The sequence below is a fragment of the Nocardia sp. XZ_19_385 genome (genome assembly GCF_015355755.1).
Classification (GTDB): domain Bacteria; phylum Actinomycetota; class Actinomycetes; order Mycobacteriales; family Mycobacteriaceae; genus Nocardia.
The window spans coordinates 619949-645281 of record NZ_JACVEE010000002.1 but is presented as its reverse complement, the minus strand read 5'-3'; the positions used below and the strand labels follow the sequence as shown (position 1 = coordinate 645281).

The 25333-nt window shown below is 66.1% G+C and carries 24 protein-coding genes and 1 riboswitch; of the genes, 13 read left to right on the top strand and 11 right to left on the bottom strand.

The features are described 5' to 3' along the window. The first annotated feature begins 18 nt into the window (after window positions 1–18). Window positions 19–642 carry an NAD(P)-dependent oxidoreductase gene (locus tag IBX22_RS15655; RefSeq protein ID WP_194816303.1) on the top strand — a complete coding sequence of 208 codons (624 nt, stop codon included), beginning with the start codon at window positions 19–21 and terminating at the stop codon, window positions 640–642. Window positions 643–733: 91 nt separating this feature from the next. Here IBX22_RS15655 and IBX22_RS15650 read toward each other — a convergent pair whose 3' ends face one another. Then, on the bottom strand, window positions 734–1879 hold the full coding sequence (locus IBX22_RS15650; protein ID WP_194816302.1) for a GTP-binding protein: 1146 nt from the start codon (window positions 1877–1879) through the stop codon (window positions 734–736). A 109-nt stretch (window positions 1880–1988) separates the two neighbouring features. Here IBX22_RS15650 and thiD point away from each other — a divergent pair, with 109 nt between their 5' ends. Continuing rightward, on the top strand, window positions 1989–2834 hold the full coding sequence (gene thiD / locus IBX22_RS15645) for a bifunctional hydroxymethylpyrimidine kinase/phosphomethylpyrimidine kinase (protein WP_194816301.1): 846 nt from the start codon (window positions 1989–1991) through the stop codon (window positions 2832–2834). 2 nt (window positions 2835–2836) lie between these two features. Here the strand turns inward: thiD and IBX22_RS15640 are convergent, their stop codons facing one another. Then, window positions 2837–4078 (bottom strand): KasA/KasB family beta-ketoacyl-ACP synthase, encoded by a 1242-nt coding sequence (locus IBX22_RS15640; protein ID WP_194816300.1) that lies wholly within the window; start codon window positions 4076–4078, stop codon window positions 2837–2839. 39 nt (window positions 4079–4117) lie between these two features. Between IBX22_RS15640 and IBX22_RS15635 the strand changes: the two genes are divergently transcribed. From IBX22_RS15635 to IBX22_RS15625, 3 genes are all read left to right on the top strand, one after another. Then, window positions 4118–4675 (top strand): TetR/AcrR family transcriptional regulator, encoded by a 558-nt coding sequence (locus IBX22_RS15635; protein WP_194816299.1) that lies wholly within the window; start codon window positions 4118–4120, stop codon window positions 4673–4675. Window positions 4676–4750: 75 nt separating this feature from the next. Further along, window positions 4751–6274 (top strand): MFS transporter, encoded by a 1524-nt coding sequence (locus tag IBX22_RS15630; protein ID WP_309234632.1) that lies wholly within the window; start codon window positions 4751–4753, stop codon window positions 6272–6274. Between the two features lie 147 nt (window positions 6275–6421). Then, window positions 6422–8266 carry a hypothetical protein gene (locus tag IBX22_RS15625; RefSeq protein ID WP_194816298.1) on the top strand — a complete coding sequence of 615 codons (1845 nt, stop codon included), beginning with the start codon at window positions 6422–6424 and terminating at the stop codon, window positions 8264–8266. Between the two features lie 127 nt (window positions 8267–8393). Here IBX22_RS15625 and thiC read toward each other — a convergent pair whose 3' ends face one another. Both thiC and IBX22_RS15615 read right to left on the bottom strand, forming a co-directional pair. Next, window positions 8394–10061 carry a phosphomethylpyrimidine synthase ThiC gene (thiC, locus tag IBX22_RS15620; protein WP_194816297.1) on the bottom strand — a complete coding sequence of 556 codons (1668 nt, stop codon included), beginning with the start codon at window positions 10059–10061 and terminating at the stop codon, window positions 8394–8396. Beyond that, window positions 10054–10181: riboswitch (TPP riboswitch) on the bottom strand. (Overlaps the previous gene by 8 nt.) Before the next feature lie 133 nt (window positions 10182–10314). Next, a complete protein-coding gene (locus IBX22_RS15615; RefSeq protein WP_194816296.1) occupies window positions 10315–10794 on the bottom strand; it encodes a VOC family protein in 480 nt (159 codons plus the stop codon). Window positions 10795–11375: 581 nt separating this feature from the next. Between IBX22_RS15615 and IBX22_RS15610 the strand changes: the two genes are divergently transcribed. Then, window positions 11376–12635 (top strand): DNA sulfur modification protein DndB, encoded by a 1260-nt coding sequence (locus IBX22_RS15610; RefSeq protein ID WP_194816295.1) that lies wholly within the window; start codon window positions 11376–11378, stop codon window positions 12633–12635. A gap of 242 nt (window positions 12636–12877) precedes the next feature. Beyond that, complete coding sequence (locus IBX22_RS15605; protein WP_194816294.1) at window positions 12878–13192, top strand: hypothetical protein; 315 nt, start codon at window positions 12878–12880, stop codon at window positions 13190–13192. A gap of 55 nt (window positions 13193–13247) precedes the next feature. Here the strand turns inward: IBX22_RS15605 and IBX22_RS15600 are convergent, their stop codons facing one another. After that, window positions 13248–14645, bottom strand: a complete 1398-nt coding sequence (locus tag IBX22_RS15600) for a lipase family protein (RefSeq protein WP_194816293.1) — start codon at window positions 14643–14645, stop codon at window positions 13248–13250. Between the two features lie 97 nt (window positions 14646–14742). Here IBX22_RS15600 and IBX22_RS15595 point away from each other — a divergent pair, with 97 nt between their 5' ends. Next, window positions 14743–15429 carry a TetR/AcrR family transcriptional regulator gene (locus tag IBX22_RS15595; RefSeq protein WP_194816292.1) on the top strand — a complete coding sequence of 229 codons (687 nt, stop codon included), beginning with the start codon at window positions 14743–14745 and terminating at the stop codon, window positions 15427–15429. Here the strand turns inward: IBX22_RS15595 and IBX22_RS15590 are convergent, their stop codons facing one another. The 6 genes from IBX22_RS15590 to IBX22_RS15565 form a co-directional block, all read right to left on the bottom strand. Continuing rightward, window positions 15430–15630 (bottom strand): hypothetical protein, encoded by a 201-nt coding sequence (locus tag IBX22_RS15590; protein WP_194816291.1) that lies wholly within the window; start codon window positions 15628–15630, stop codon window positions 15430–15432. Window positions 15631–15743: 113 nt separating this feature from the next. Next, complete coding sequence (fahA, locus tag IBX22_RS15585; RefSeq protein WP_194816290.1) at window positions 15744–16916, bottom strand: fumarylacetoacetase; 1173 nt, start codon at window positions 16914–16916, stop codon at window positions 15744–15746. Continuing rightward, window positions 16913–18112, bottom strand: a complete 1200-nt coding sequence (locus IBX22_RS15580; protein ID WP_194816289.1) for a homogentisate 1,2-dioxygenase — start codon at window positions 18110–18112, stop codon at window positions 16913–16915. The genes fahA and IBX22_RS15580 overlap by 4 nt, the downstream gene beginning before the upstream one ends. 159 nt (window positions 18113–18271) lie before the next feature. Further along, window positions 18272–19096 carry an exodeoxyribonuclease III gene (locus tag IBX22_RS15575; RefSeq protein WP_194816288.1) on the bottom strand — a complete coding sequence of 275 codons (825 nt, stop codon included), beginning with the start codon at window positions 19094–19096 and terminating at the stop codon, window positions 18272–18274. A gap of 32 nt (window positions 19097–19128) precedes the next feature. Continuing rightward, on the bottom strand, window positions 19129–20091 hold the full coding sequence (locus tag IBX22_RS15570) for a GNAT family N-acetyltransferase (protein WP_194816287.1): 963 nt from the start codon (window positions 20089–20091) through the stop codon (window positions 19129–19131). Between the two features lie 11 nt (window positions 20092–20102). Next, window positions 20103–20699, bottom strand: coding sequence for a peptide deformylase (locus tag IBX22_RS15565; RefSeq protein WP_194816286.1), 597 nt, complete (start codon window positions 20697–20699; stop codon window positions 20103–20105). A gap of 186 nt (window positions 20700–20885) precedes the next feature. Here IBX22_RS15565 and IBX22_RS15560 point away from each other — a divergent pair, with 186 nt between their 5' ends. The 5 genes from IBX22_RS15560 (at window position 20886) to IBX22_RS15540 (ending at window position 25225) form a co-directional block, all read left to right on the top strand. After that, the gene (locus IBX22_RS15560) at window positions 20886–21188 is read left to right on the top strand and encodes a DUF3263 domain-containing protein (RefSeq protein WP_194816285.1); all 303 of its coding nucleotides are present in this window, start codon (window positions 20886–20888) and stop codon (window positions 21186–21188) included. A 49-nt stretch (window positions 21189–21237) separates the two neighbouring features. Continuing rightward, window positions 21238–21825 (top strand): LytR C-terminal domain-containing protein, encoded by a 588-nt coding sequence (locus IBX22_RS15555; RefSeq protein ID WP_194816284.1) that lies wholly within the window; start codon window positions 21238–21240, stop codon window positions 21823–21825. Window positions 21826–21967: 142 nt separating this feature from the next. Further along, window positions 21968–22657, top strand: a complete 690-nt coding sequence (locus tag IBX22_RS15550) for a superoxide dismutase family protein (protein ID WP_194816283.1) — start codon at window positions 21968–21970, stop codon at window positions 22655–22657. A gap of 13 nt (window positions 22658–22670) precedes the next feature. Further along, on the top strand, window positions 22671–23816 hold the full coding sequence (locus tag IBX22_RS15545; RefSeq protein WP_194816282.1) for a glutamate--cysteine ligase: 1146 nt from the start codon (window positions 22671–22673) through the stop codon (window positions 23814–23816). Window positions 23817–23947: 131 nt separating this feature from the next. Continuing rightward, on the top strand, window positions 23948–25225 hold the full coding sequence (locus tag IBX22_RS15540) for a DUF5933 domain-containing protein (protein WP_375540266.1): 1278 nt from the start codon (window positions 23948–23950) through the stop codon (window positions 25223–25225). Window positions 25226–25333 lie beyond the last annotated feature (108 nt).

Sequence of the window (25333 nt, the reverse complement as noted above, 5' to 3'; positions counted from 1 at the left end):
AAAACAAGGAGAAACGAAATGCGAATCGCAGTCTTCGGAGCCACCGGAACCGTCGGCCGGGTCGTCGTCGAGCAGGCACTGGCGCAGGGCCACGAGGTCACCGCGTTTACTCGGAACGCGGCCGGTGTCACCCAGCAGCACGAGGGGTTGCGCATCGTGGAAGGCGATGTGTACGACACGAATTCGGTCGAGCGGGCGGTCGCCGGGCAGGACGCGGTGATCGTCGCGCTCGGTGACGACCGCAAGGGGCAGGTGCGCTTCGGCGGCACCAAGTCGGTCATCGAGGCGATGAACCGGACCGGGGTGAAGCGCCTGATCGTGCAGTCCAGCCTGGGTGTCGGCGACAGCCGCCCGAACCTGAACTTCCTGTGGAAGTACATCATCTTCGGGATCGTGCTGCGCAAGGCCTACGTCGACCACGGCCACCAGGAGGAATTGGTGCAGGCCAGCAACGTGGACTGGACCATCGTGCGGCCCGCCGCCTTCACCGACGGGCCTCGTACCGGCGCCTACCGCCGCGGGTTCGGTCCGAACGAGAAGGGCTTGCAACTGAAGATCGCCCGCGCCGACATCGCGGCCTTCTACCTCGAGCAGCTGACCGACCCGACCTACGTGCGCCGCGCCGTAAGCATCTCGAACTGAGCATGACGGCCATGACCAGGCCGGCCTCCGCACACGGACCACCTGTGACCCACGCCCCGGAAGGGCGTGGGTCACCCGGGGACGCACACCTTCAGGCGTGCTCGTGCAGCTCGCCCCAAGCCGGGAACGGATCCGGGAGCGTCTTCCAGATACCCGGTCCCGCAGTGAATTCAGCATCCGTCAGCAGGGCCGCGTCGAGTAATCCGCGGACGCGGTCGCCGTCGAGTTTTACGCCGATGAAGACGATCTCCTGTCCTGCGGGCACTTCGAGAGACGACCACCAGGCGGCGGGTTCGAAGGTCAGGTTCGGCCCGGCCTGCGACCACACCGCAGCAAGGTCGGGACGACTGGCGATCCAGCAGAAACCCTTGCTGCGCAACATTCCCCGCAGCTGTTCGAGGGCCGTGGCCAGCCGCTGCGGATGGAACGGACGCTCAGCGGTGTAGGTGATGCTGCGAATTCCGTATTCCTCCGTTTCCGGAACATGCCCGCCCGCAAGCTCTTCGGCCCAGCCTTCGGTCTCCGCCGCGACTACCGGGTTGTAGCGGCCGGTCTCCAGCACCTCGGCCAGATCCACCGCGCCCTTGCTGGTCCGCAGTACCCGAGCGCACGGATTGAGCCGCCGCACTGTGGCTTCCACGGTTCCGGCGGCGTTCGCGCTCACCAGATCGGTCTTGCTGATCAGCAGCACATCGGCGAATTCCACCTGATCGACCAGCAGATCCGCGATGGTGCGCTCGTCGCCCTCGCCCGCCTCCAGCTCGCGGTCGGCCAGCGCTTCGCCGCGTACGACTTCGGCCAGGAAGGTGGACGCGTCGACCACGGTCACCATGGTGTCCAGCCGCGCGATATCGCCGAGGGAGAAGCCGTCCTCGAATTCCCAGTCGAAGGTCGCGGCCACCGGCATCGGCTCGGAGATGCCGGTCGACTCGATGACCAGCTGATCGAATCGGCCCGCGCGGGCGAGCTTGCCCACCGCCTCCATCAGGTCCTCGCGCAGCGTGCAGCAGATGCAGCCATTGGTGAGCTCGACCAGCTTCTCCTCGGTCCGGTCGAGGTGACCCTGTCCGGCGATCAGGGCGGCATCGATGTTGACCTCGCTCATGTCGTTGACGATCACCGCCACCCGGCGTCCCTCCCGGTTGGCGAGGATGTGATTGAGCAGCGTGGTCTTGCCCGCGCCGAGGAAGCCGGACAGCACGGTGACGGGCAGGCGGGTGTCGAGGGAAACAGTCATACACTAATGATAATCGTTTTCATTTAAGCGCTGGCGCCCGGCCAGGAAGCGGCGGAAATCCAGGGGCGCGGGGGTGTCGGCCACGGCATCTGGTCGTAGGGTCTCCTATGTGAAACTTCTGCCGATTCCCGCCGACGGGCAGACCCCTGTTCGAGTCCTCACCATCGCGGGCACCGACTCCGGCGGCGGCGCCGGGATCCAAGCCGATTCGCGGACCATGGCGCTGTGTGGCGTGCACGCCTGCGTCGCCGTCGCGGCGGTGACGGTGCAGAACTCGGTGGGCGTCAGCGGCTTCCACGAGATCCCGCCGAATATCGTGGCCGACCAGGTGCGTTCGGTGGTCGGCGATATCGGCATCGGCGCGGCCAAGACCGGCATGCTCGCTTCGACCGCCATCATCGAGGCCGTCGCCGGCGTGTGCCAGGAGGTCGGGATCGGCCGCAACGGCGCCATCCCGCTGGTGGTCGATCCGGTCGCGGCCTCCATGCACGGTGACCCGCTGCTGCACGAGTCGGCCCTGGACGCGGTGCGGTACACGCTGTTCCCGCTGGCCACCGTGGTCACGCCGAACCTGGACGAGGTCCGGCTGCTCACCGGCATCGACGTCGTCGACGACGCCACCGCCCGCCGCGCCGCCGAAGCCCTGCACGCGCTCGGCCCGCAGTGGGCCATCGTCAAGGGCGGCCACCTGCGCACCTCGCAGTACAGCACCGACCTGCTCTTCGACGGCGAGCAGTTCCTGGAATTCACCGCACCGCGTATCGAGACCGGCAACGACCACGGCGGCGGTGACACCATGGCCGCGTCCATCGCGTGCGCCCTCGCCAACGGCTACTCCGTCCCCGACGCCGTGGAATTCGCCAAGGAGTGGACTCGCCGCTGCCTCGAGGCGTCCTATGACCTGGGTGCGGGCCACGGACCGGTGTCCCCGCTCTGGCGCCTGAATTACGCCTGAACTCAAGCCTTTCCGAAGGCAAGCGCGACATTGTGCCCGCCGAAGCCGAAGGAGTTGTTCACCGCGTAGTCGATGCGCTGCTGCCGTGGCGCGCCCGCGACGATATCGAGGTCGATCTCCGGATCGCGGTTGTCGAGATTCAGTGTGGGCGGGACGATTTCGTCGCGCAGCGTGAGCAAGGTGAGGATCGATTCCAGCGCCCCGACCGCGCCGATCGAATGTCCCAGTGCGGATTTCGGCGCGTAGACCGAGGCGTGCGGCGTGGTGGCGGTGATGGCGTCGGCTTCGGAGGCGTCGCCGATCGAGGTCGAGGTGGCGTGCGCGTTGACGTGCTGGATATCCGAAACCCGCAGCCCCGCAGTCTGTATCGCCTTGCGCATGGCTCGGGCCGCGCCGCTGCCGCCGGGTTCGGAGGCCACGATGTGATAGGCGTCGGAGGTGATGCCCGCGCCCAGCACCCGGCCGAGCAGCCGGGCGCCGCGGGCCCGCGCGTGTGCCTCGGATTCCAGTACCAGCAGCGCGCCCGCCTCACCGAAGACGAATCCGTCGCGATCCCGATCGAACGGGCGCGAGGCGCGTTCCGGCTCGTCGTTGCGGGTGCTCATGGCGCGCATCATGGCGAAGCTCGCGATCGGCACCGCATCGATGTGGCCCTCGACGCCGCCGGTGACCACCACGTCGGCCTCGCCGGTGCGGATCAGCCGCCACGCGTGCGCGATCGCCTCCGAACCCGACGAGCAGGCCGACACCGGCGCGAAAACCCCGGCCTTCGCACCGATTTCGAGGCCCACGGTGGCGGCCGGACCATTCGGCATCACCATCGGCACGGCCATCGGTGACACCTTTCGATAGCCGCCCGCCCGCATCGCGTCCACCGCGGTGATCAGCGCATCGGCCCCGCCGAGCCCGGTGCCGATGGCGACCGCGAGCCGTTCCCCGTCGACCTCGGGCACACCGGCGTGCTGCCAGACCTGGCGGCCGAGCACCAGCGCCAGCTGCTCGACGTAGGACATCCTGCGCTGTTCGATCCGCGTCAGCTGGGCGCCGGGGTGCGCCGTCAGCGTGCCGCCGATCCGCACCGGCAGGTCGTACTCGTCGACGAAATCGCCTTGTAGCGGGCCGATTCCGCTGCGTCCGGCGAGCAGCCCGGCCCATGTCGCTTCGGCATCGTCGGCCAAAGCGGTGGTCGCGGCATAACCGGTGACGACCACATTCCGAGTTTCTGAAGCGATTGTTACAGTCACGATGACATGGATACCTGTAGCACTCGCTACAGTCAACCCATGGCCCGCCCTCTCGACCACGCCAAACGCGCCGAACTGCTCGCCGGCGTCGTCGCCTACATCGCCGACCACGGCCTCGCCGAACTCTCCCTGCGCCCGCTCGCCGCCGAGCTCGGAACCAGTTCGCGCATGCTCATCCACTACTTCGGGACCAAGGAGGAACTGCTCGTCCAGGCCCTGGCCACCCAGCGCCCCGACATCTCGGCCCTGTTCGCCGATGTAACCGACGCCACGGCGCTCCGGGCGCGGCTGACCGGCTTCTTCGAGGCCAACGTCCACGGCCGCGGCTCGACGAGTGTCCGGGTCCTGCTGCAAGTGCTCGGCGCGGCCTGCGCCCCCGTCAGCCCCTACGCGCAGTACGCGCACGACGCGATCGCGGTGTTCGTCACCGCGCTGGCCGAGGCGCTGGGCCGGATCGATTCCGTCACCGATGCGGAAGCCGTTGCGACACTACTCATCTCCGGTCTGCGCGGCATCATCCAGGACCGGTTGATCACCGGCGACACCGACCGCACCACCCGTGCTGCCCACCGCCTGATCGAGCAGAACATCCACTAGCGCGTGGGTAACTTGATGTTTGCCGCTGCGCGGTCAATGCTGGCTCCGACACATCCGGGCTAGGGAAGGGTCGACGTGACGGCGGATTTGCCAGTGCGCAACTTCGGTCCCACGCGGTGGGTGATGCTCGCCGTGCTGTGCGCGAGCCTGCTGTTGGTCGCCATGGACGCCACCATCCTCAATGTCGCCCTGCCTTCCCTGATCGACGACCTGCACGTCGGCCAGCTGGAACAGCTGTGGATCATCGACGTCTACGGCCTGGTCCTCGGCGGCCTGCTGATCACCACCGGCGCGATCGGTGACCGGGTCGGCCGAAAGCTGTTGTTCAACAGCGGTTTCGTTCTTTTCGGCATCGCCTCCGTGGTGGCGGCCACCGCGCAGAGTTCCGGTCAGCTGATCGCGGGCCGCGTCCTGCTCGCGCTCGGCGGCGCCATGGTGATGCCCTCCACGCTCTCGTTGATCCGCAATATCTTCGCCGACCCGAAGGAGCGCACCCTCGCCATCGGCATCTGGGCCGCGGTCGCGGGTGCGGGCGCCACCATCGGCCCGATTGTCGGCGGCCTGCTCGTCGAGGATTTCGGCTGGGCCTCGGCCTTCTGGCTGAATGTGCCGGTCGTGATCGTCACGGTTATCGCGGGCGTCTGGTTGCTGCCGGAATATCGCTCGCCGCAATCGGGCACTTTGGATTGGCTGTCGGCCGTGCTGTCCATCGCCGGAATTGTCGGCTTGGCCTGGGGTATCAAACACATCGCGAAAGGTTCGGCGGGCGGTGTGGATTGGGGCATCTTCGTGCTCGGCCTGCTTTTCTTGGCCTGGTTCGCGCGCCGCCAACTCAGCTCCGCCGACCCGCTGCTCGATGTCCGGCTGTTCCGCAACGGCCCGTTCACGGCCGCCGCCCTGGCCACCCTGCTGGCCATGCTCGCCATCGGCGCCGCCCTGTTCCTGATCTCCCTGTGGCTGCAATACATTCACGGCTATTCCCCGTCGCAGGCCGGTTTGCGCACCATGCCCTCGGCCATCACCTTGCTGGCCGCCTCGCTGGCCACGCCGTGGCTGATGCAGCGCATAGGTGTGCGCGGGGTACTCGCCATTGGCCTCGGCGCGCTCGCACTAGGTTTCCTCGGTTTGGCGTTGAGTCCGGAACCTACGACCTATCCGGTGATCGCCCTGGTTCTGGCTACCTTCGGCTTGGGTGACGGGCTCGCGGTCACCGCAGCGGCGGCGGTCCTGGTCTCCGCGGTGCCCCCGGAGCGCGCCGGGCAGGCGGGCGCGGTCTCGGAAACCAACTACGAGCTGGGCATCGGCTTGGGCGTGGCGCTGCTCGGCAGTATCCACGCGCGCATCTTCAGCGAGAACATGACCGAGATCCCGCTGCACGGCGCCGCACTCGAGGAAGCGCGCGGTTCGGTCGGCGGCGCGGTCGAAGTGGCCTCGGAGCTGGACCCGGTCGCGCGTTCCCAGGTGCTCACCGAAACCGGGCACGCTTTCGATGTCGCGCTGACCATCACGTCCTATATTTCGGCGGCGATCGTCGCGGTGGTGGCCGTGGTCGCGGTCTGGCTGGTGCCGCGGGGATTTCGGGTCACCGGCGGCCATTGATAATTTCGACGATGTAATTCGCCCGGTCGAAATACAAATAATACCGAATTGTTTCCGCGCGCCATTTGAACCCTGGTTGAATAGCCAGGGGTTCCAGCCGATTAATTCGAATGGGGAGACCGGAAGACCAATTCCATTGGAGGCATAATGGCCAGCAGTGCGAACGGTAAGTCCAACCGCAAGACAACCAAATCGCAGAGCACGATGAAAGTCGTCGACAAGGTTGTGAATCGGCCCATCATGGTGCAGCGTCTCGTCGAGCGTCCGATCGAGAAGATCGTCGACAAGCCGGTGCGGATGGAGCGGCTGGTGGAGCGGTTGGTCGTCGACACCGTGGACAAGGTGGTCGACAAGCCGGTTCGGGTCTCCCGGATGGTCGAGAAGCCGGTCGTCACGATGGTCGACCGGATCAAGCGGAAGCCGGTCAAGGTGACCCGGATGGTGGAGAAGCCGGTCGCGAAGGTGACCGACCGGATCGTGCCGAAGCTGGTCACCGTGCAGCGCAAGATCGAGAAGCCGATGGTCAAGATCGTCGACCAGGTCGTGCCGAAGCCGGTCACCGTGCAGCGCAAGGTGCAGAAGGCCATGCCGAAGATGGTCGACAAGGTGGTCAAGAAGCCGGTCACCGTCGAGCGCGTGATTACGCAGCCGGAAATCAAGATCGTGGACCGGGTCGTCAAGCAGACCGTCGAGATCCCGCGCACCGTGGAACAACCCGTCGCCAAGATCATCGACCGGATCAAGCGCAAGCCGGTCCGGGTGCAGCGCATGGTCGAGAAGCCGGTCGTGGAAATCCAGGACAAGGTGATCGAGAAGCACGTCACCGTGGAGCGCCGCACGCACAAGCCGGTGGTGAAGATCGTCGACAAGGTCGTCGAGGTGCCGGTGCAGCAGATCAAGGAGCGGGTGGTCGAGAAGCCCGTGCAGAAAGTGATCCAGAAGGTTGTGCAGAAGCCGGTCATCAAGATCGTCGAGAAGGTTGTCGAGGTCCCGGTCGAGAAGATCGTCTACAAGGTCGTGCGGCGGCCGGTGGAGAAGGTCGTCAAGATCTACGAGGACAAGCCGGTCATCAAAATCGTCAAAGTGCCGCGCACGGTGGTGCACGAGAAGGTCGTGGTCAAGCCGGTCACCAAGGTGGTCACCAAGACCGTCGACAAGGTGATCGAGAAGCCGAAGGTCGTGCACCGCACCATCAACAAGACCGTGAACTGGGAAGTCGACAAGATCGTCGAGAAGCCCCGGATTAAGGAGAAGGTCATCTCGCGGCCGGTCGAGCACACGATCGACAAGATCGTGGAGAAGCCGCGCATCAAGCAGAAGACCACCACCAAGACCGTGGACTGGGTGGTCGACAAGCTGGTCGAGAAGCCGAAGATCCGCGAGAAGGTCACTCACGTGCCGGTGGAGAAGGTCGTCAACGTGACAGCCGAGAAGCCGCGCATCGTCGAGAAGGTCACCGAGAAGAAGGTCGACAAGATCGTCAACCGGATGGTCGAGAAGCCGCGGATCAAGCAGAAGACCGTCACCAAGAACGTCGACTGGAAGGTCGACACGATCGTGGAGCAGCCGCGCATCGTGGAAAAGGTGATCCAGAAGCCGGTGACCAAGACCGTGACCAAGATGGTCGAGAAGCCGCGCATCGTGGAGAAGACCGTGCAGAAGCCGGTGCGCAAGGTGCTCGAAAAGACTGTGCAGAAGCCGGTTCTGGTGGAGAAGATCGTCACCAAGAAGGTCGACATGGTCGCCGAGCGGATCGTGGAGAAGCCGGTCATCAAACGCGTCGATCGGATGGTGCCGCGCAGCACGCCCATCAAGCAGACGGTGCCCCGCGCCGCGGCCCCCGCCATCAAACAGGCGGTGGAGCCGATGGTCGGCAACGGCAAGCGGCCCGCCAAGCGACCCATGGACGAACTCGTGGGCAGCTCGATCGGCGTGAAGGGCCGCTGGGAAGGCGACTACTGGCCCGACGAGAACGGCCCCCGTCGCCGCTGACCCCTCAGACGGCGGCGACGGTTTCGGCGCCCCTCGGAATCGTCGCCGCCCCACCGACCTCCCGCCCGGGGGACGAAATGCCACCGGAGACGTCACTCGTCTCCGGTGGCATTTCGGTGCGTGATTCCTAGGAAGACGTGATCGGCAGATACACCTTGCCGCCCGCGCCGGCGAATTCCGCCGACTTCTCCGCCATCCCGGCCTCGATGGCCTCGACGTCGGTAAGTCCTTGCTGCTCAGCGTATTCCCGCACGTCGGCGGAGATGCGCATAGAGCAGAACTTGGGTCCGCACATGGAGCAGAAGTGCGCGGTCTTGGCGGGTTCCGCGGGCATGGTCTCGTCGTGGTACTCGCGCGCGGTGTCCGGATCCAGCGACAGCGCGAACTGGTCGCGCCAGCGGAATTCGAAACGGGCCTTGGACAATTCGTTGTCCCGGTCCTGCGCGTGCGGGTGCGCCTTGGCCAGGTCGGCGGCGTGCGCGGCGATCTTGTAGGTGATCACGCCGACCTTCACATCGTCCCGATTCGGCAGTCCCAGATGCTCTTTCGGGGTCACGTAGCAGAGCATCGCGGTGCCCGCCTGGGCGATGATGGCCGCGCCGATGGCCGAGGTGATGTGGTCGTAGGCCGGTGCGATATCGGTGGCGAGCGGGCCCAGGGTGTAGAACGGGGCCTCCTCGCAGAGCTCCTCCTCCAGGCGCACGTTCTCCACGATCTTGTGCATCGGCACGTGGCCGGGGCCTTCGATCATCACCTGCACGCCATAGGATTTCGCGATCTTCGTGAGCTCGCCGAGGGTGCGCAGTTCAGCGAACTGGGCAGCGTCGTTGGCATCGGCGATGGAGCCGGGACGCAGGCCGTCACCGAGGGAGAAGGTGATGTCGTAGCGCGCCAGGATCTCGCAGAGTTCCTCGAAGTGCGTGTACAGGAACGATTCCTGGTGATGCGCCAAACACCATGCGGCCATGATGGATCCGCCGCGCGAGACGATGCCGGTGACGCGCTTGGCGGTGAGCGGCACGTAGCGCAGCAGCACGCCGGCGTGCACGGTCATGTAGTCCACGCCCTGCTCGGCCTGCTCGATCACGGTGTCGCGGTAGATCTCCCAGGTGAGCTGGGTCGGATCGCCGTTCACCTTCTCCAGCGCCTGGTAGATCGGCACGGTGCCGACCGGGACGGGGGAGTTGCGCAGGATCCACTCACGGGTCTCGTGAATGTTCTTGCCGGTGGACAGATCCATGATGGTGTCCGCGCCCCAGCGCGTCGCCCACACCATCTTCTCCACTTCCTCGGCGATCGAGGAGGACACCGCGGAGTTGCCGATATTGGCGTTGATCTTCACCAGGAACTTCTTGCCGATAATCGTCGGCTCGAGTTCCGGGTGGTTGTGGTTGGCCGGGATCACCGCGCGGCCCGCGGCGACCTCCTCGCGCACCATCTCTTCCGAAACCCCTTCGCGCGCAGCGATAAAGCGCATCTCGGGGGTGATGATGCCCTGCCGCGCCCAAGCCAGCTGGGTCGGCGGGCCTTCGACGTCGGGCTTGGTCCAGGTGTCACGCAGCTTCGCGAGTCCCGCCTCCAGATCGATGGTGGCGTTGTCGTCGGTGTACGGCCCGGAGGTGTCGTACACATCGAAGTGCTCACCGTTGGTGAGATTGATGCGCCGCACCGGAATTCGCAGAGCCTGCCCCGGGCTTGATCCGGGGTCGTCGACCTCGAGATAGTGCTTGACGCTGCCTTCGATCGGCCCCGTGGTGACGGTGTCGACGGTTTCGGACGTGGCTTGTTTGCCCATGTGAATCTCTCCCTACGCCGGCATTACCCGGTCAGGTTCATACGGTCGACGGCCCTGAACGCCCTGAAATGGGCTAGCCGTCCTCTCAGCCCGCTGGTGCGAGCCCCCGTTCGGTGTGCAGTTGTTTCTCGGCCCGACCATACCTGTCCGCTACCACCCGGCATGCACCGAATGCCGGAATCCGGTCGATCCACACAAGCCCGCGAGGATCTGGATCGACCGCGTTGGGTCGATCCTCCGAGTAGCGCTGGACTCAGCTGGCCTTGTTCTCGTAGGCGTCGCGCATGGCCTGAACATCGAGCTTGCGCATGCCGAGCATGGCCTTCATAGCGCGGTTGACGGCTTCCGGGTCGCCGGTCATGAGTTCGTTGGCTTCGGCCGGCCAGATCTGCCAGGGGATGCCGTACTTGTCGTTGAGCCAGCCGCATTCGATTTCCTGGCCGCCGTCGGCGAGCAGGGCATCCCAGAGGCGGTCGACCTCGGCCTGGCTGTCGCAGTTGACCAGCAGCGACATGGCGTGGGTGTAGTGGTAGTCGCCGCCGCCGTTGATGGCGGTGAAGCGCTGGCCGGCGAGTTCGAAGTCGACGGTCATGACGAGGCCGGCTTCGCGCGGGCCGGCTTCGCTGTAGCGCTGCACGTCGACGATCTTGGCGTCCGGGAACAGCGAACAGTAGAACTCGGCGGCCTCTTCGGCCTGGGTGTCGTACCAGAGGTTCGTGACGATTTTCTGCATGACGGGGTCCTCCCGGTCTTGTGCATGTGTCCTATAACGGTACTGACGGATCGAGCGTCGGAAATTAATCGCCCGAAGATCTGGCCTCGCCGGCTCCCAGTCCAGGGGTGCAGCGAGTACGAAGATTGTCCCTCCGGCAGCTGGCCCTGCGTGATTGCGTCGACAGAATTTGATGGATTTTCATGGGCGAAGTCATCAAAACCCGTCAGAAGCGCTCAAACACGTGCAACCTCGCGCAGGAGCAAACAGCCACGGTGATTTCCGAGTTCGATGGTGGTGCACTGGTTCTCGACCTTGAAGGCGCGATCAAAGGACGAAGATATGTGGCCGGAGCTCGGGAAGACAGTGCGACAGGCTCTGACTGGTTGGGGACAGACTATGCGGCTAGTCGTCTGCGTGGCCGTGTTGGCGGTCGCGGCGTGTGCTTTGTTGCAGGCCAGCGGTCTGTAGGCGCAACTTCAGGAGGAGCTAGAGCTCGGGAAATAACTGCGGGGTTGAATTTTGGCTTGGCAGTGGCCCCGCAGTTCTGTATTCTCGCGGCGGATGGACCGCAACCTACAGTGATGCGACAGGGGTAGCTGGTGAGTATTCAGACGACAGAATATGCGACCGAGATCAATCGCGGTCTGGGAGACCCCTTGCGGGTACTTGAGCTTAGCCCGAGCCGGCTGCTCACGACTATGCCGTGGGGGCAGCTCGCGCGCATCGTGCCGGACCCGCGCAAAGCTGAGAACACCAAGGCGCTCCGTTTCCTGTCGAAGGACGAGCGCGATCAGGCGGAGACCCGCAATGAAGTTCAGCGCAACATCAAGTCCACGAAGAAGGCTGAGAACGCCAAGGCGTATGCGCGCTACCTGGCAGAAGTCCTTCGGGGCGATCGTGACCAGCGCTGGGCCACCCCTCCTTTCGCCCTCTGGGTCCGTAGGCCGCTCGACGTTGTCCAATTGCCGAGCACGTTCGGAGTCGACAGCATCGCATATCTTCCGTGGGACGTCAGCGGCGTGCTTGTGGATGCTGAGACTCAGCATCTCGCCCACTTCCTATTGCGCGAAGATCCTGACGCGTACGGGATTTCGAGCGAGCAGACGAACGGGCGGTTGGTCGGAGTCGAGATCTATCACGGGATGGATCTCGTGGCCGCACGTCAGATTTTTCATGATCGGAACCTGCTCGGCGTAATCCCCAATAAGACCGTCGCGTTGGCCTCCGACTCTGCCAACGTCGCGACCAGGATCACATTGGCGCTGCTCGACAAGATCGAGGTGCGGGTCGGTGCCAAGGTTGTCAACCTGAAGGATCTGGTTTCTGTGCGCCAGCGGCAACTCGGTGCATCCGACACCGAATGGATGACTTTGTCGACCTTGCGATCGTTTGTGATCACAATGATTTTCGGCAAGGCCGGATTCGACAAGACCAGCGGACCCCTCCCCGCGCTCCCGGAAGGCTGCACCGAGGAGATCGCACTCGCAGAGATCCAAGCGGCCCTCAGCGAGCTCCTGACACGGTTCGCTAGCGCATTCGAGCGGCGCACGACAACGGTAATCGCATCGCCGGCAGTGTTCTCGGCGCTCGGTGCCGTCGCGCATCGCACTGCCTCGTGGAACAAGGATCCGCAGCAGTCGTTGAGTGTCAACGCGATGCTGGAGCTACTTGTTGACGTGCACTGGGAACGGGACGCGCGCTACTGGGACGGAACTGCCGGAAAGCTCACGGCGAGCGGGGCCTTTTCACTGGCTGGCGGAGTCAAAGATAACGGATCGAAAACCACATCCGCTCTGGCTGATCCGACATCTCCACGATATGAGTGGATCCGGCATGGCCGTTCGGACTTCCTGATCTGATTCCATGGTCCCCGCAGCCGTTGAATCTGCCCCCGCAGTCGCCTGGTGCTTCAACCAGCTGCCGATGGTCATACCCCCGCAGTAGCTGATTACGGACTCAGATCGTATATATTTGCCGAGACTCGAGAAATTCGTGTCCATTTGCTCGAAAATAGTTGCTCTAACTAAGACTTTCCACTACCCTTCGGACCGCGTGGTAGACACCCCGGGCGGGACTGACGCCTTAATAACAGGAGAAGCCGATGGCGACGGGTCAGCCGTCCGAAATCTCAACGCTAGCTAGCGATTTGGCCGAGCTGCGTAAGTCTGTGGGAGAACCCAGCTATGAACGCCTACACCATGCTCTCAAGAAGGCCGCCGTCGCCGACGCTGTAAGCATCACCACGCTGCGGAATGCGGTGCATGCTGGCCGACTTCCTAAGCTCCAGACGGTGGTCCAGTTCGTCAAAGCTTGTCGGTGTGTCTCGGAGCGAGATGATCTCATGATCGATCCCGAAACCTTCGATGTTCACGTATGGCGCGAACGATGGATGGCCGCCGCTGAACTGACCCGTTAATGTTGACCCCGGCCGGTCCGGTTCCGGTCGGGGTCAGTGGCGGCACGGGGCCGGTTCACCGTTCGCGCGGGCCGATCGGGAAGCCCAGCGCGCCGAAGGTGGCGTTCAGGTTGATTTCGATCTGGCTGAGCAGCGCGTTGAAGTCGGCCAGCATGGACACCGTGTTCTCGGTGCGGCAGCCCACCTGCTCGGGTGCGTTCGGCGCCAGGCGGGACTTCAGCCAGTTGAACGTGTCGGCCATGCCGAGCGAGGGCAGGGTCAGGTGCTCGCTGAGGTGGTCGCGTTTGTAGACCACGGAAGCGCCTGCGGCACACCACTGCTGGGACAGCCGGTCATTGGTCCACACCGGCACCGCTTCGTCGAAAACGCCCTGGTACAGAAAGATCGGCGCGGTCGGGGTGTTGCGGCCGAGCACCGTCGAGTCGAAGACCTCTTTGATCTCCGGCAGCGCCAGGAAGTCCTTGATCGGAATCGTCAGCAGCCGTTGGTAATCCACGAACATCGTGGTCACCGCGTTGCGCGGCAGGCACTGGGAGTTGATGCGGTCCAGGAACGCCCGGCCCTCCGGGGTCAGGTGCCGGTAGGTGGCCTCTTTGAAGGAGGGGTAGGCCTTGGACAGCGAGGCCATGCCGATGCCGACCAGGCTGGAGAACATCGACCCGTTGGTGTGCAGCAGCGACACCACGTCCGAGGTGGGGGCGCCGAGCGCGACTCCCTTCACGTTGAGTTCCGGCGCGTAGCTCGGCTGCATTTCCGCGGCCCAGCCCGAACCCATGCCGCCGCCGGAGTAGCCCCACATCGCGACCGGCGTATTCACCCCGTCCAGGCCCAGCGGCTCGAACCGCTCGGCGGCCCGGATCCCGTCCAGGGTCATGTAGCCGGGTTCCTTGGCGACCGCCAGATGTCCTTCCAGCCCTTCGTAATCCGGGATGGAGACGGCCCAGCCCTGACTGATCAGGGCGGCGAGGGCGATCAGTTCACTCTGCGAGTGGATACCCTCCAGGCCGGGCAGGCCCGCGCCCTGCTGCAGCACGAACGACGGCGCGCAATCGGGACTGGCGCTGTCGTAGTAGAACTGCAGCGAGACCAGCGGCCGGGACCGGTTCGGATCGGCGCCGGCGGGCAGGATCACCGTGCTCACGGCCACGGTCGGCTGCTCGAAAAGATCGGTGGTGCGGTACATCAGCTGCCAGGAGCGCACGTTCAGCGGCAGCACGGTGATCACCGCGAGCCGCACTTCCCGGGACTTCAGCACGGTGCCGGGTTCGGTCGCTTCGAAGCCCGCCGGCGGTTGATAGAACGCGTCTTGCGACGGCGGCGGCACCGCGGCGGCGGGCGCGGCGGTCACCCCGCCGGTGAGCAGCGTGGCTGCGACGGCGACGGCCACCCCCATCATGGCCGCGACGACGCGCGAGCTGCCGCGTCGAGTCCGATCTCCTTTGATCACTGACACGTCTGCCTTCTTCCTCATCAGCGTGGAGTGATTACAACAGACCTTCCGATTATGAACAAGATGCCTTGTTGAAAGGTGGCCCGCTAATCTCGAAGTCATGACCCGCAGCAACTCCGCCGCGCGGCCGGCCCCAGCCAGTAACCAGGCCCCGGCGCGGCGCCGGATCCGTGGCCTCGACGCCGAACAGCGCAGCGCGCAACGACGCAGCCAACTGCTGGATTCCGCCACCGAACTGTTCGCCGCGCAGAGCTTTTCGGGTACCTCGATCGAGCAGATCTGTCAGCACGCGTTCGTCGGGACCAAGGGCTTCTACGATCATTTCGACAGCAAGGAAGCCTGCTATATCGCGCTGCTGGAACAGGTGACGGTGCAGATTCAGGATCGGGTCGCGGCCGTGGCCGCCACGGTCGCCGATCGGCCGCGACCGGAGCGCATCGCCGCGGTGCTGGCGGAATTCGTGCACGCCATCGCCGACGACCGCCGGCTGGCCAAGGTCACCTTCGGGGAAGCCGGCGGAATCTCGCCGACTGTGGAGAAACAGCGCCGCGGCAACCGGCGCTGGGCTGCCGCTTTCCTGGAACGGCAGTGGTCGGACGAGCCGAACCCGGACCGCGCGAGCCTGGCGCTCGCCCTCGCGACGGTCGGCGGCATGTTCGAGCTGGTCGCCGACTGGCTGCACCACCACGACGACGGCGGCGCCCCGGACGCGGCCGACATCCTGATCGGGGACCTCATCCGGTTCGTCGCCGTCGTCGACGCCGGTCGGGCGGCTAGCGCCTCCTGATCAGGCGGCGGGCTTGCCGCCCTTGGCGGAGCCGGTGCCGAGCGCGCCGAGCAGATCGAAGAGCGCGTCGAAGGGGCAGGGACCGTTGGTGCAGCCGATCTCGGAGGACCCGAGCATGGGGGCGGCGGTGGCCGTTGCCGCGACGGGCGCGGGGACGAGCAGTGCACCCACGAAGACTGCGGCGGCGATACGACGTTTCATAGTTCGTTCTCTCTGGTAGATCCGGCCCCCCTTCCGGCGCCGAACGCTACCGCCCCGCTACCGGCAACGGCAGCCCCTGATTCCGGGGCCAATGCCGTTGCGGGCGAGCCGATTCAGTCGTGCGCGGCCCGGATGCGACCGCGGACCTCGCCGAGTCCGATGCGCCCGGCATCCGGGCCGGGCGCCGACGCGGTGATGACGATTTCGTCGCCGTCTTCCAGGAAGGTGCGCTTCTGTCCGTTAACCTGAATGGATTCGCTTCCACCCCAAGACAATTCGATGAAAGAACCGCGCTGGTCCGGCTCCGGGCCGGAGATGGTGCCCGACGCGTAGAGATCGCCGGTGCGGGTCGAGGCCCCGTTGGCGGTGAGGTGGGCCAGCATTTGCGCCGGTGACCAGTACATCCGGGAGTACGGCGGGTTGGAGACCTCCGCGCCGTCCCATTGCACGGTCAGGGCGATATCCAGGCCCCACGGGTCGGCCGCGTGCAGGTAGGGCAGCGGTGCGGGCTCCTGGACGGGCAGCGGAATCCGCGCGGATTCCAGTGCGGCCATGGGGGTTATCCACGCCGACAGCGAGGTGGCGAAGGACTTGCCGAGGAACGGGCCGAGCGGCTGGTACTCCCAGGCCTGGATGTCGCGGGCCGACCAGTCGTTGACCAGGGCGACACCGAAGACGTGCTCCCCGAAGTTCTCGATATCGATGGGCTGCCCCAGCTCGGAGCCCACGCCGACGACGAAGCCCAGTTCCGCCTCGATGTCCAGGCGTTTCGACGGTCCGAAATCCGGTGCGCCCGAATCGGTCCGGCGTTGACCGCGGGGCCGGACGATATCGGTGCCGGACACCACCACGGTGCCGGCGCGGCCGTGATATCCGACCGGCAGATGCCGCCAATTCGGCAGCAGCGGTTCGGAATCCGGCCGGAACAACCGGCCCAGATTGGTGGCGTGATCGATGCTGGCATAGAAGTCGACGTAGTCGCCGACCTGTACCGGCAGCTTCATGTCGACGTCGACGAGCGAATGCACGGCCGCGTCCGGGATTTCGTTGTCGGCGAGCAACCGCACCCGTTCGCGCACCTCACGCCAGCGCTGCGGCCCCTGCGCCAGGAACGGATTCAGGCTCGCCGCCGCGAAGATCGGATCATCCAGTGCCACAGCGAGATCGATGACCGAATCGCCCAGCCGGACACCTACGCGATACGGCCCGTGCTTCGATGCGAATACGCCATAGGGCAGGTTGTCCGGCCCGAACTGCGATTCCTGCGCTACCTCGATCCGCGTCATGATTGCGGCCCCCGGCCCGACCAGGTCCACGCGTAAGCCGGGTCTTCGCAGGCCAGCGCGCCCTCCCCGAGTTCGAGCGGACGGAAGGTGTCGACCATGACGGCCAGCTCGTCGAAGAACTCCAGCCCGATACTGCGCTCGTAGGCGCCGGGCTGCGGGCCGTGCGCGTAACCGCCGGGATGCACCGACACCGACCCCTGCCCGATCCCGGATCCCTTGCGCGCCTCGTAGTTTCCACCGCAGTAGAACATGATCTCGTCGGAGTCGACGTTGGAGTGGTAGTACGGCACCGGGATGGACAGCGGGTGGTAATCCACCTTGCGCGGCACGAAATTGCACACCACGAAGTTGTTGCCCTCGAACGCCTGATGCGCCGGCGGCGGCTGGTGGATGCGCCCGGTGATCGGCTCGAAATCGGCGATATTGAAGGTGAGCGGGTACAGGCAGCCGTCCCAGCCGACGACATCGAAGGGGTGCGTGGCGTAGATCATCCGGGTGCCCGCGACCTGCCCGCCGGGCCGGTGCTTCACCAGCACCTCCACGTCGGTTCCGGTCTCGAGCAGCGGTTCGCCGGGTCCGTGCAGGTCCCGCTCGCAGTAGGGCGAATGTTCCAGCAGCTGACCGAATTTCGACAGGTACCGCTTCGGTGGCGTGATGTGGCCGGAGGCTTCGATCGCATAGGCGCGCAACGGGTCCGAGCCGGTGGGCAGCCAGCGATGGGTGGTGGCCCGCGGGATCAGCACCTGATCGCCCGGACGAGCCCGCAGCGGGCCGAAGACCGTCTCCACGACCGCCTCGCCCGACTCCACGTACACCAGCTCGTCGCCGATCGCGTTGCGGTACAACGGCGACGGCCGCTTCGCGACCACATAGGAGATCCGCACGTCCGCGTTGCCGAGGATGAGCCGGCGGCCGGTCACCACGTCCGTCTCGGCCGCGGTGTCACCCGGGAACAGGTCGTGCAACCGCAGATGCCGATGCCGCAGTGGATGATTCGGCGTGGTGCCCTGATCCGGCAGGTCCCACACCGTCGAGTCGACGATGGCGGGCGGCAGGCCGCGGTGATAGAGCAGCGAGGAATCCCCGGAGAACCCCTCCTCGCCCATCAACTCCTCGTAATAGAGGTTGCCTTGCTCGTCGCGATGCTGGGTGTGCCGCTTCGGCGGAACCGAACCGACCTGCCGATAGAACGCCATGTCCGCATGCTAATGCGCGGTGCCGCGAAATAAAGCGAAGCTGCCGGATGGTAGGCATTTTGCACGGAATTTCGCCAGTCGATCGGCGATTCAACCGAACAATTGCCTACCTGGAGGCGAATCCTCTTGTCACCCTGAGCCTCTTGCCGCCCCGAGTTCTCACGCGTCGGCCAGCCCGAACTCCGCGATGACGGGTGCGTGGTCGCTGGCGCCCTTGCCCTTGCGCTCCTCACGGTCGACATTGGCGTCCTTGGTGCTGGCGGCCAGTGCCTGGGAGGCGAGGATGAAATCGATGCGCATGCCCTCGCGGCGCGGGAACCGCAACTGGGTGTAATCCCAGTAGGTGTAGACGCCGGGCCCCGGCGCGAACGGCCGCATGACATCGGCGAAACCGCTGTCGAGGAAGGCCTGGAAGGCGTCCCGTTCCGGTTGCGAGACATGGGTTTTGCCCGCGAAGAAATCCATCGACCAGACATCTTCGTCCCGCGGCGCGATATTCCAGTCACCGACCAGGGCGACCTTGGCCTCCGGGTCCGCGGTCAGCCAACCGGTGGCGGTATCGCGCAGGGCGGCAAGCCATTCCAGTTTGTAGGTGTAGTGCGGGTCGGCCAGGGCGCGTCCGTTGGGGACATACAAGCTCCACACCCGCACCCCGCCGCAGGTGGCGCCGAGCGCCCGGGATTCCACCACCGGCGCGCTGATCAGCGAGTCACCGGCGTCCTTGTCGAAGCCCGGCTGGCCGGGGAAGGCCAGTTCGACATCGGCCAAGCCGACGCGGGAGGCGATGGCGACGCCGTTCCACTGGTTCACACCGAGATGGGCGACCTCGTAACCGAGCTCGTCGAACCGCTCGAACGGGAACTGATCGTCCCGGCATTTGGTTTCCTGCATGGCGAGCACGTCGATGTCCTGGCGGTCCAGGAACTGCGCCACCCGATCGATACGGGAGCGGATGGAGTTGACGTTCCAGGTCGCCAAGCGCACGAAATGCCTTCTTTCGGAATCGGATTCGAGGGTTATCGCGGCGCGGCGTACCGGTAGCCGTGGTGCTCTAGGAAGCCCAGGTCGCGGTAGAGCGCGAGCGCCGCGGCGTTGCCGGCCTCCACCTGGACATAGGCGTGGGTCGCCCCGCGCGCATGGCCCCAGCGGATCAGCTCGGCGCACACCAGCGCCCCGAGTCCGTGCCGGCGGTGCACCGACTGCACGGCGATACAGCTGAGCCCGACCCAGCGGCGCAGGTCCGGTGCGGTGGTGATGGCGGCCCGGCCGATGGCGATCGGATCCGGCACGCCGAGGGCGGCGAAGCCCAGCTTGCCGTCGTGCACCGCGGTCAGTACGTCGGGCACCGGTGGCTGTGGCACCGCCAGCAGTGCCGGGTTCTCGCCGCGATAGCGGTGCAGTTGCAGCCAGGCCGCATCGGGTTCGGGCACCGTCCGCACCATCGGCGGGCCCTGGGGCAGCACGAAGTTGTCGATATCGATGCCGAGCACGACGGTCTCGCTCCAGGTGCGCCAGCCCTGCGGGACCGGCGCCAAGCGATCGGGTAGCAACAGCTGAAAGGGCAAGCCGCGTTCGGCGTACCAGGCCGCGATGCGCTGCAGCGTCTCCGCGGCCAGTACCGCCGGTTCGCCGGAACGACCCAGCGGCACAGCGGAATTGGCTCGATTGGTGTACCCGTGCCCGGCCCGCAGCAGCCAGCCGTCGATCCACTCCTGCTCGGTGCCCGGCCAGCCGTCGGCCGCGGCGGCCTCCAGGGCGCGGATGTCCCTGGTGCGAATCGGCCTGGGGCCCAGGGCTTTCAGCGCGACCACCTGGTCGGGCTGGACGGTAACCAGTTGCTCCGCGCCGACTTTGACGGTCGGCGGTTCCAGGGACACCAGCTCGCCGATCACGTCGGTCAGCGGCGGCGTGGAGCCCGCGGGGAGCTGGTAGCGCATGACCACCCGGGCGCCGAGCGGGATCGAAGGTTCAGTTGTCATCTACCCATGATTCAGTCGTCGTCGTCGTGGCCGAACGGATCCGGCACGGTGCCGGGGACCCAGCTGAGTCCCGGTACGCCCCAGCCCTCGCGCTTGATCGCCTTCTTCGCCGCCCGCGCGTGCCGGCCGATCAGCACGTCCACGTACAGGAAGCCGTCGAGGTGGCCGACCTCGTGCTGCAGCATGCGGGCGAAGAAGCCCTTGCCCTCGATGTCGACGGGGTTGCCGTGCTCATCGGTGCCGGTGACTCGCGCCCAGTCGGCGCGGCCGGTGGGGAACTGGAAGCCCGGGACCGAGAGGCAGCCCTCGTCGTCGTCCTCGGGGTCCGGCATGGTCTCCGGGATCTCGGAGGTCTCCAGCACCGGGTTGATCACCGCGCCCTTGCGCCGGGTGGCGGTGCCGTCGTCGGTGATGTCCGGGCAGTCGTAGACGAACAGCCGCAGCGGCACCCCGACCTGGTTCGCGGCCAGACCGACGCCGTTGGAGACGTCGAGCGTCTCGTACATGTCTGCGATCAACTCCGCCAGTTCGTCCGGTGTCTGGGTAACCGGTTCGGTCGGGTTGTGTAGAACGGGGTCACCGACGACCACGATGGGGAGGACTGCCATGGGAAACAAGCCTAACGTGTGTGCCAGGTCATCCCAGGCTCGGAGGCCAGGCCATGACACGCCGCTAATCCGTAGTAAACGAACACGCCGCGTTGGAGCTGAGCTACCCCTGGAGCCCGTGGTTGAATGATCCGCGACGTTATAGGCACCATTTTTCGTCTGGTGGTAACTCGGCGAGGGAGCAAGATGGACGGCGCAGCGGCTCGGAATCTCGAGACGGTAACCGACGGGGAAAGCAGCGGCCTGAGTCGCCGTGAGCTGGACATCCTGGCCTTCGAACGGCAATGGTGGAAGTACGCGGGCGCCAAGGAAGAGGCCATCCGCGAACTGTTTTCGCTCTCGCCGACCCGCTACTACCAGGTGCTCAACGCGGTCGTCGACCGCCCCGAAGCCCTCGCCGCCGACCCCATGCTGGTGAAGCGCCTGCGCCGGTTGCGCGCGAGCCGGCAGAAGGCCAGAGCCGCCCGTCGCCTCGGATTTCAGGTATGACACTCCCAGTTGCGTTCGCCGAAGCTGAACTGCGGCTAGGGTCGTTGGCGTGAGCTCTCCCAATCCCACCTCCGGCGGGCCCCCGTTGCGCGCGCTGGCGATGGTGTTGATCGCGTTGGCCATCGTGTTCGCCGGGCTCGGCGCGATGGCGCTGTCGAATTCCGATTCCGGCACCGTGGCCGAAACACCGTCCAGCACACCGAAACCGGTGCCGCCGGCTACCTCCGCCGCGCCGCGCACCACCGTGCCGTCCACGGCTCCGGCAACGACCACGGGTGCGACGTCCACCACAGCGCCGACCAGCAGCGCGCCGGCCACCACCACGCCGCGCGCCACTACCGCCGCCCCGGCGGCGACGGTGAATCGTGCTGTGCCCGTGCAGGTTCTGAACAACAGCTTGGTCGCAGGCCTGGCCTCCAAGACGGCCGCCGAACTCACCGCCAACGGCTGGTCGAACGTCTCGGCCGGCAACTACGCGGGCGGGACCATCGCCAAAAGCACCGTGTACTACGGGAATACGGCCGGTGAAAAGGAAGCGGCGCAGCAGATCGCGAACGAACTCGGAGTCGGTGCCGAGCCGAAAGCCGCCGGAATCGACTCCGGCACGGGTGTGGTCGTCATTCTGACGGGTAACTGAACAAACAAGCACCAAGAACGAAGCGCGGGTGACACGGCCCCTGCACGGCAACACACGGCAGGCGTGGCATCATCTTGTCCGGTAACGAACGTGTCCACCCAGCTTTACTTATAAACTCGGTACTCGCAAAGGAGTTCCTCCAATGGCCCCGTCCACAACTCGTCGCCCGTCCTGGCGGACTGTGACCCCGGTGCTTGCGGTCGCGGTCTTCGGCCTCGCTGCCTGTACGAACAGCCAGGAATCGAGTGACGTCAAGGGAACGACGCCGCCGGTGTGGACCGGTGCGGACGCTCCGCCGAAGGGCGAGCCGGGCAAGGAAACCGGTGCGGCGCACGGCAGCCAGCAGGGCTCCAAGGTCGACCTGAAGGACCCCTCGGGCGCCTCGGTCGGCACCGCCACCATCGCCCAGAGCGGGAACCACCTGCAGTTCACCATCGAGGCGCACGGCTTGAAGCCCGGCTTCCACGGTCTGCACATCCACTCGTTCGGCAAATGCGAGCCGAATTCGGTCGCCCCCACCGGCGGCCCGGCCGGCGCGTTCCTCTCGGCGGGCGGCCACCTGCAGGTCGGCAGCGCCAACGCGCATCCGGCCAGCGGTGACCTGACCTCGCTCGAGGTGCGCTCCGACGGCGCGGCCAAGCTGGTCACCACCACCGACGCGATCACCATGGACGACATCAAGGGCAAGGCCCTGATGATCCATGCCGACGCGGACAACTTCGGGAACATTCCCAACCGTTATCTCCAGGCCAACGGCGCCGCTGGACCGGACCAGACCACGCTAGCGACGGGCGATGCGGGCGACCGCGTCGCCTGTGGCGTGATCCAGTAACGAAGGTGGCGACATGGCCGGGGCACGAGGCGCGAACGTACCGTTCAAAGGTTCACCCCGGCCGACGATCGGCATCGAATGGGAGATAGCGCTCGTCGACAAGGTGACGCGCGATCTGTCCAATACCGCCTCGGCGGTCTTCGACGCGGTCGGTGATCTGCGGGCCCACGACGGCACCCCGCAGATCACCAAGGAGTTGCTGCGCAACACCGTCGAGCTGGTGACCGGCGTGCACGAGAACGTCGCGAGCGCGGTGGACGACCTGCGCGGCACCATGGACTCGGTGCGCCGCGCCGCCGATCCGCTCGGCGTCGATCTCTTCTGCGCGGGCACCCATCCCTTCGCACAGTGGTCGGCCCAGCAGCTGACCCGCTCCGAGCACTACGACGAGCTGATCGAGCGCACCCAGTGGTGGGGCCGCCAGATGATGATCTGGGGCGTGCACGTGCACGTCGGAGTTTCGCACCGGGACAAGGTCTTTCCGATCCTGAACTCACTGCTGCTGTCGTATCCGCATCTGCTCGCGTTGTCCGCGTCCTCGCCGATGTGGGCGGGCTCGGACACCGGGTACGCCAGTAACCGCACGCTGATGTTCCAGCAGCTGCCCACCGCGGGTCTGCCGTTCCAGTTCGACACCTGGCCCCAGTTCGAATATTTCGTGCACGACCAGCTCAAGACCGGGGTGTTCGAGCAGCTCGGCGGCATGCACTGGGACATCCGGCCCGCGCCCAAGTGGGGCACCATCGAGGTGCGCGTCTGCGACGGCATCTCCACCAAGACCGAGCTGGCCGCGATGGCCGCGCTCATCCACTGCCTCATCGTCGACCTGGACCGGCGGATCGAGGCGGGGGAGGAGCTACCCACGCTGCCGCCGTGGCATGTGCAGGAGAACAAGTGGCGGGCCGCTCGCTACGGGCTGGACGCGATCATCATCGTCGACTCCGACAGCAATGAGCGATTGGTCACCGACGATCTGAACGAACTGCTGAACCGGCTGGAGCCGGTCGCCAAACAACTCGGCTGCGCGGCCGAGCTGGCCTCGGTCGCGGAGATCCCGGTGCGGGGCGCCTCCTATCAACGACAGCGCAAAGTCGCGGCCGCGGCGCAGGGCGATCTGGTCGCGGTGGTGGACGCGCTGGTCAAGGAGCTGGACACCTAGCTCGGGGCTCCCGTTCAGCTGGCCAGGGGGCTGACGTTCACGCGCCGTTTACTATGGTCGACGTGCTAGTCGAAGATCCAGGTTCCGGTGCAGGAAGTGTGGCGCAACGGTTTTCCGTGCCGCCGGCCCGGATCTGGGTCATTTCCGGCGTTGCCGCCGTCCCCGTGTTGTTGATCACACTGCAGCTGGTCGCGGCCTGGCAGGGCTTCCCCGGGCCGCTGGAAAGTGTGTGGCAGGACTACGCCGGTACACCCAAGTCGATGACGGTGCCGTGGGCCGGACTGGTGCTCGCGCTGGTCGGTCTGCCGATGCGCCGCCGGATCATCGCGGCCGGCGCGGCCGTCGCCATCGATGCCTTCTGCGCGGCTATCCGGCTGCTGGCCGGTTCGCCGTTCAGCGTGGGTAACGGCCCGGTGATCGTGCTCACCGCGATCGCGGTGCTGGCCTGGTGGCGCTGGGATGGCATCGAGCGCCGCAATGCACTGCATGCGGCTGCGCTCGGTGCGCTACTTATTCTCGCCACCAAGGTCGGCGACGTCTGGCTGCACATCACCACACTGGCGCGCCCCGCCGTCCTGGACGAGTACGTCATCCTCGCCGACCACGCACTGGGCGATCCATCCTGGGTGATGGGACGCGTCCTGGACGCCCTCGGCCCCGGCGTCTCGGCCGTCCTGCACTGGGTCTACATCGAACTGCCGGTCGCGGCGATCGTGGTCGCGGTCTGGCAGCTGCGCCGCGTCACCGACAGCGGCCGCTGGCCATCGCATTACCTCGTGCGCACCTTCCTGGTGCTCGGCCTGATCGGCCCGGTCTTCTACGTCCTCTTCCCGGTGGTCGGCCCGATGTTCGCCTTCGGCGCCGACGGCCACGGCCTGCAACTCGGCAACTACTGGCCCGGAGTACTGCCGCCCCTCGACCGCAACCCCGCCGAACTACCCTTCGACAACTACACCCCCCGCAACTGCATGCCCTCCATGCACACCGCCTGGGCCCTCTCGGTCTTCCTCCACACCCGCCGCGACCTCACCGGCGCCCGAGCCCCCGCCTGGCTCCGCTTCATGGGCACCTTCTGGCTCTTCGGCACCCTCGCCGCCACCCTCGGCTTCGGCTACCACTACGGCGTCGACCTCGTCGCCGGCGCCGTCCTCTGCCTGACCGTCGAATCCGCCCTCCGCGAACCGGAACGCGGCTGGCACTGGTTCCGCATCCGCCTCGTCGGCGCCGGCACCCTCGTCTTCGCAGCCCTGCTGCTCTCGTTCCGCTTCCTTGCAGTGCCCATGGCCGAATACCCGGTCCTCTCCGGCACCATCGTCCTAGCCGCCCTGGCCGGCGTAGCCGCCGCCTTCCACGCCACCTGGTTCGCACACCGAGACGCCCCTGCCGTTCCGCAGCCGGTCGCGCCTTAGAGAATCCGTACGCCGGTGCAAGGACGTGATTCGGGTCTCGGCTGCGCAGCTCCCGCAACGCAAAGGCCCTGCCGGGCAACATGTCCGGCAGGGCCTTTGTTGCAGGGA